This is a genomic window from Brumimicrobium mesophilum, from assembly GCF_003025005.1.
Taxonomy (GTDB): Bacteria; Bacteroidota; Bacteroidia; order Flavobacteriales_D; family Crocinitomicaceae; genus Brumimicrobium; species Brumimicrobium mesophilum.
In genome coordinates this window covers 101463-107880 of the sequence record NZ_PVSS01000015.1, presented here as the reverse complement: position 1 = coordinate 107880, position 6418 = coordinate 101463, and the positions used below count along the sequence as shown (strand labels likewise).

Here is a 6418-nt window from a genome sequence, read left to right as displayed (position 1 = left end):
ATGGTAGCTGGAGCTTTCTCTTCGATCCTTTGCTCAAAACCTTAGAACGATCAAGTTAACTGACCATTAGGAGTGAAACAAACTTTCTTTGTATTAAATATCTTCTTCTAATAACTTAACTTTTATATAAAATCTGTTTGACGTGCCAACGTCACAAACACTCTAAAAAGAGATGTTTGTACGGTTTACGCGTAACAGATTTTAAAAACAAATAATTTTGCAAATTATCTGTTTATCGTTCTTGGTTTTGAGAAAAAATCTTGAAAAATACAGCGTTCAATATGAGGGTGGGTTGTCCTTTACGCGATGGACTATTTTCGATTTAACGGTTTTCAAATAGGCACATGCGGCTACCACGTGTGAACGTTTGCCGCTTGTGTTTATTTGATGTTATGCGTATCAATTTAAATTATTTAATTCATCTGTCAGTTGATCCAAAGTGAATGTTTTAAAATCCTTCAGTTCAAGTTTACCTTTATTTGAATTTGTAGTTTGTTTAGCCAATCTAGATTTTCCATCAGCATGAGTTATTGCAAGAACGGTAATAGATTCACTAATTGGTATTTGGTTAAATACGAATTTACCATCTTTAGGCATTCCATTCATAATAGTATTAAAGTCCTTGAATACTAATATTACTTTTGTTTTTTCTGGGTTCTCAACAGAAACAAATAGATCTTCTTTTTTAGATTCTGTGTTTATGAACCTGTCACAATTGATCCAATCTAATTGCGTAGCGGAAAGAACATAATAATCTAGTTCTTTAGCGTCTATGTATTCTACAGCTTTATTTCTAAAATCAGTGTATTTTTTGTTAAATTTCTCAAGATATTCATCTCGATCAATTTGATCCGTTACACCAACGCTTAACCAATATTCATACTCCGGTGCGCAATACATTTTATTCATATCGAAAGGTGGAAGAGACATAATCACTTTTTCAACTCTTGAATTAAAAGCTGTAATAGAATCATGACTTATTGATTTAACTTTTCCATCTTCTCCAATTTCAAAATGCATCCTCACGTGAGAATCACTTGACTTCATTTGATTCTCTAATTTTGTTGAGTCTTCGTATAACGTTTTAATATATCTGAAAATCGTGCTATCAGAATGTTTTATTTGCCAACCAAATGAACAATCTCTTCCGTTAGGGCCAAAACTGGAGGAAGACCAACCTGATACACCTAAATACTCTGTTATTAAGGACGTGTCACTTTTCAAATAATTAAATCCATATGAATTGGTGTCTACATAATTTGCAATACTCTCAACTTTCCAATTAATATTATCGCTGTTATTTTCTCCGTAAAAGAGTTCCATGTTTTTCTTCTCTCTTTTTGGAAAACAAACAACATAAGATTTTGAAGGGTCTAATTTCAACTTTTTACCTTCTAAAGTTGCAGATATATTAATCATTCCTCCAGTTTCAAGTAATAGTGAGTCAGAGAGTGTGGACAAATTTTCTGAAATGATATCGGAAACTGAATAAAACTCATTTAATTGAATTAGAACCTCACTAGTAACAGGCGAGCCATCATCATATACAAATAAATTTGATGGGAAATAAAGTACTGTTCCTTTTTCACCTTCAATAAAATTATCTTGATTTGGATTAATTGCAAACCTCTCCGTCTTTGGCTTCAAGGTTTTCTGTAAATCTTCAAGTGAGTTTATTTCTACTCCTTGATTGCAAGAATTAAGAAATAAGGCAGTGACTAATAGAATTAAATAATATTTTATCATGGTCTTAAATTACGCATAACGGTTTTGGCTAGGATTAGTACGGGAAGAAAAGAAGCAGAGCCTTTTCGAGCACGGACTAAGCCGAAGCCTTTTTTTTGGTTTTATTTTTCTATTACAAAGCCAAATCAAAAAGGATTTGGCGACTTAGTAAATATACACAAAACTTTGAGTAAGCACCAAAACCCGTATTAATTTTAGCCGGTGTTAGCATTCGTTATTTCCATTTAAAGAAATCCCATATTGTTTTTTTCTTGTCATAATTCTTATGTTCAACCTTATTTTGTAAATAAGCTTCTCGGTCATATTTATCTTGTTCATCAACTTGTTTCATGTTTTTCTCAGAAAAATTATATGACCATTCAACTTCATTATTCTTAATCCAATAATGTGATTTACAAGTAAGTTTCCAGTTTCCAATTGAAGGATAAAGTGAAATAGTCTCTCCATTAAAAGTTAACTCCCATGCAGCAGGAGATAAAGGAGTGACTATTTTTTCCTTACATTCGCACGGACATTTATGAACTACAGTTTTAAACCTTGTAGAAACATATAAAATGTTTTCTTCAATTTCTTTTGGAATATATTCTACAAACTTATGATTCATTTTCCTTATCTTCATTAATACTATGGTTTGATCCTAATAAATAGAACGAATTATATTCTAATGTGGTGTCCTGATAATATCCAAGAAGTTTTTTCCATTTTATCACTGCCAATGTTGCATTTAGACAGTTGAGTTCTGCTATCTGAATATTTGAATTATATTCATTTTCTAAATCATCAGAAAAAGGAATTCGATTTTTATCCCATACATGATTCCTTTTTTTGGGAGTGCTTGCTGTTACTCTTAGCATACCACCTAAAGAATTACCAATTTTATTTATTCCCATACCAATATCGATAAATGAAATATTTTTAGATTCAAGATATTTAACTACTTCTTTTCTTATATTACCTCTATCAACACAGAGGAAAACAAAATTGAAATCATCAAATTCTTTTAGGCTTTCATTAGTAACATAGTAATCATGTTCAATAATTGAATTATTCATTTTAGAATATATTTCATAAAAATATGATGTTTTCTTCTGAGGAGAAATTAACTCTTCTTTACTTGGAGCACCAGGAGCTCGAAATGCGTTGTTATTGTAGAACCAATCTCCATCGAATATATGTATTTCCTTAACTGGTACTTTACAAATTAAATCCAACAAATATGAACCTGTTCCACCTAGACCAATTATCCCAATTTTTTGTTCTCTAAATTTACTATTAAGAGAACTTAATTCTGGTTTATTTGAATTTGTATCTAAATAATTAAATACAGAAGACTCCGAAGAATTAATTATTTTATTTCCTTTTTCAGTAATATTACTATCAACTGATTTAGGATGACTACTAATTAAACCGACATACGTACTGACTTTTTCATAGTGATCCTTATATTTTCCATTATTAATTTGAGGTTTTGCCGAAAAATAATGATCAGCGACTAAATTATCAAATAGTTGTCTTTTATTACTATTATTTAAAATGTTATTTAGTATAGCTCCATTTCTGTCACAAGGTGCTTCACCAACAAAGAAAGCTGTGTGTTCGATGTTCTTTATTGTTTTATCACCTGCTAGATGTAATCTAATAACTAGAATCCCATATTTAATTTCTTTAGCTAAATTAAAATAAGGAATCCTATGAACAAGTAAATAACCTGGTCGAAATTCCAAAACAAACCCCTCGTCTTTGAGACGTTTTAAGTCTTCATTATGATCTATTAGTTGGGTAGACATCGAATTCCATTTCAGATTTAACTTTAACAGAATCTTCAAATACTAAAGATCCTTCTTTTCCATTTTCAGCTTTTTTGTATACAACTGAGTATCCTTTAGAACTTTCAAAAGAAGCATTTGGGAAGGCTAATTTAACAACCTGTTCAAACGATATTTCTTTTCCAGTCCACTCTTCTGGAGTACCATTTACAAAAATTTGGTACTCTTTGTTTTGCCCAGGAGCATCAACTTTTTTATTATTTTCTGAACTCATAATATTAAATTTTAAAATTAATTATTTTAATACTACAAATTAATAACATCATGGCGCAAGCTATTTGCGCTATTGAATTTATTTTAAATAAAGTTTTAAAGCATCTTCTATTTTGCTTTTTAGTTCGATTGCAATTGATTGTGGATCAATAATTTTTACATCATTTCCGTAGCTGAGTACTTTTGAGTAAAACTCGTAAGTTGGTTTGACCATAATAGAGATTTTTAATCCTTCATTATTGTCACTTAAAATTTTTTGTGTGTCATGAATGGGTAATGTTTTTATATAGTGTCCTTGATACTGTGTAAATAAAAGAATTATTTCAATTGGTTTCTCTTCGGGAACAGTAATACCAAAAGAATACTTAAAATAATTATCTGGATTAAAATGATTTCTGATAATAGGTTTATCTAGAATTCTAACCTTTGACATTCTGTCTACAGCAAAAGTGATTATATTTTCTCTTTTTTCATAAAAGCCAATCACGTACCACATATGTTTGTCTTCTTTTAATAAGTATGGCGAAATAGTTCTTTCTTTTACTTCTCCACCAAATTTATGGTATTCAAATATAATTTGCCTTTTTTGCTTAAGAGCTTGCAGTATTTTTATTAACAGTTCACTACCTTTTAAAGGAAGTGTTTTTTCTGTTAATATTAATGGTGTACCAGTTTCAGTCTCTTTAATATTTGTTTTGATATTCGCAGAATTTAAAACCTTTTCTATTGCACTCGATATTTCTTGAAAAATACCAAGGCTATTATATTGATTATTAACCATACCGTAAAAAAGCAATGCGCTAATTTCTTCATCATTTAATTCAATAGCAGGAAAAATATCATCTACATTTTCTGGATAATAATATGCTTTTTGTTTATTACTGTATTTTATTGGAGCATATATTTGAAGCGCACTATCTTCAATTAAATCTTGAATGTCTTTTTGAATTGTCCTGATGGAAATAGGTATTCCTAATTTGTCTGAGCAAATTTCAGATAATCGAGAGGATTTTGAAAATTCAACTTGTCTTAAATATTGATCTATTATTTTATATCTTGAGTATGCATCCTTATTTTTTGGCATAAGCGATTTTTCTAGTTTCTTTAATGAATGCTAACGGTTAGTATATGAAAAGTAGGCGATTTCGAAGCACGAAACTTTCGGTTAAGCACGAACTTTGATACGAGCCAAAAGCCTTGAATTTATTACTGTTTCGCCTATTTTTTATATACATTGTTACCTGTAGTTTATTTCGTAAATATTCTAGGAACTTGTGGCAATCCACACCATTCTGCTATACTATTATATTTCCCAGCAAGATTCCTTACAAGGTCAATTCCCGTTTCCGTGGTTTCTAAAACTTTCGCAACTTGTTCATTGCCTTCTGAAATGGTATCAATGAACTTTTTCAATTTCTGCATCGCAGTTGAATTTTTAACAACTTCAGGATTAGTTTCTTTTTCAATTGCTGTTAGAGAGCCTTCCAAATTTTGTAGTTCTAAATATTCAGGACTTGATGTGCCAAGCAGTAATTTTAAGTCGCTAATATCTGATATAACGGATGTAACATTTTGATTATTCAAGACTTTATTGTCTAAAGTAATTACAGGTTTAAAATCAATGTGAATTGGACTTTTATTCGTCAAACCTTGACCTAAAATGTTCATTAATTTATCAATTTGCCCTGTTTGAACTAGCATAATATCCTGTTGGGTTTCCACTCTATATTTTGCTAAACGTAATTCATTTTTTAGTTCTAATATCAGTCGTTCGTTTTTGGTAACTTCTTCAGGTAATTTTTGTCCAGTAACTACAAGTTGATATTCTTGAAGTGCTTTTTCAATCACTTCAGTTTCTCCATCACTTGTTTCAATGATTAGTCTTACTATTTTATCATTCTGCTCTATTTTGATTTTCGCATCTTGGTCAGGATATTGTTCTCTAATATAAGTGCCAAAAAAGTTTAGGATGTTCAGACCAGCTTGATAATATTCTGGCGGAAATTCTATACACCTATCAATTACTACATTTTCATTGGAAATTAGTGGGTCTGATTCTAATTCATAGATTTCTGTTTCAAACAGTTCATTTTGGTCGGTATAGCCAAGAATTAAAAAAGGATAAGCGTGACTTAAAGGTGTAAGAGGAAGGATTTGCCTCTGATATTGTTCAAATGAAAGTCTTTTAAAAAATCTATCTTCTTGTCTGCTCCCAAATTCTGAAGTTGGTACTAATAAAATAGGTATTTTTGCTATATCATATTTACCTGCTAGTGTGGTCTGTTGAAAAAGCCATCTGTTAGCAAAATCGATATGTCCAAATGAAATATACGCGCTAACTTCGTTCTTAATTGGTCCTAAATTTCCAACAAAAATTCGTTGGCCATCTTCAAGATAAAATGAAGTATCCGCAATTATCCAATCTTTCTGTTCAAGAAGTTCACTCCAAATGTCTCTATGGCTGGTAAATCCCCTTTCATTAGATTCTTTTTTTGTAACATAATCATTAATAAATTGAGGTAGAACTTCTAATATCTCATCAAGTTCCTCCTGATGTTCTGCAATTAAACTTTGCCAAGCATTTTTATAACTTATTACTTTACTTATTATCATTCTCGGTGGTTGTTTTAAAT

At 30.5% G+C, this 6418-nt stretch carries 6 protein-coding genes; all 6 read right to left on the bottom strand.

Going from position 1 to position 6418, the window contains the following annotated elements; genetic code table 11:
* Positions 1-399 precede the first annotated feature (399 nt).
* The 6 genes from C6368_RS14890 to C6368_RS14865 all read right to left on the bottom strand — a co-directional run bounded on the left by C6368_RS14890 (position 400) and on the right by C6368_RS14865 (position 6398).
* A complete protein-coding gene (locus tag C6368_RS14890; RefSeq protein ID WP_107040016.1) occupies positions 400-1746 on the bottom strand; it encodes a hypothetical protein in 1347 nt (448 codons plus the stop codon).
* Between the two features lie 214 nt (positions 1747-1960).
* Positions 1961-2350: a DUF6527 family protein gene (locus C6368_RS14885; protein ID WP_234369149.1), complete on the bottom strand. Its 390-nt coding sequence runs from the start codon at positions 2348-2350 to the stop codon at positions 1961-1963.
* The gene (locus C6368_RS14880; RefSeq protein WP_107040014.1) at positions 2340-3533 is read right to left on the bottom strand and encodes a ThiF family adenylyltransferase; all 1194 of its coding nucleotides are present in this window, start codon (positions 3531-3533) and stop codon (positions 2340-2342) included. The genes C6368_RS14885 and C6368_RS14880 overlap by 11 nt, the downstream gene beginning before the upstream one ends.
* Positions 3508-3786 (bottom strand): multiubiquitin domain-containing protein, encoded by a 279-nt coding sequence (locus C6368_RS14875; RefSeq protein WP_107040013.1) that lies wholly within the window; start codon positions 3784-3786, stop codon positions 3508-3510. The genes C6368_RS14880 and C6368_RS14875 overlap by 26 nt, the downstream gene beginning before the upstream one ends.
* A gap of 78 nt (positions 3787-3864) precedes the next feature.
* The gene (locus C6368_RS14870) at positions 3865-4869 is read right to left on the bottom strand and encodes a helix-turn-helix transcriptional regulator (protein WP_107040012.1); all 1005 of its coding nucleotides are present in this window, start codon (positions 4867-4869) and stop codon (positions 3865-3867) included.
* Between the two features lie 164 nt (positions 4870-5033).
* Entirely contained in the window at positions 5034-6398 is a 1365-nt protein-coding gene (locus C6368_RS14865; RefSeq protein WP_107040011.1) for a hypothetical protein, read from the bottom strand.
* Positions 6399-6418: the final 20 nt, after the last annotated feature.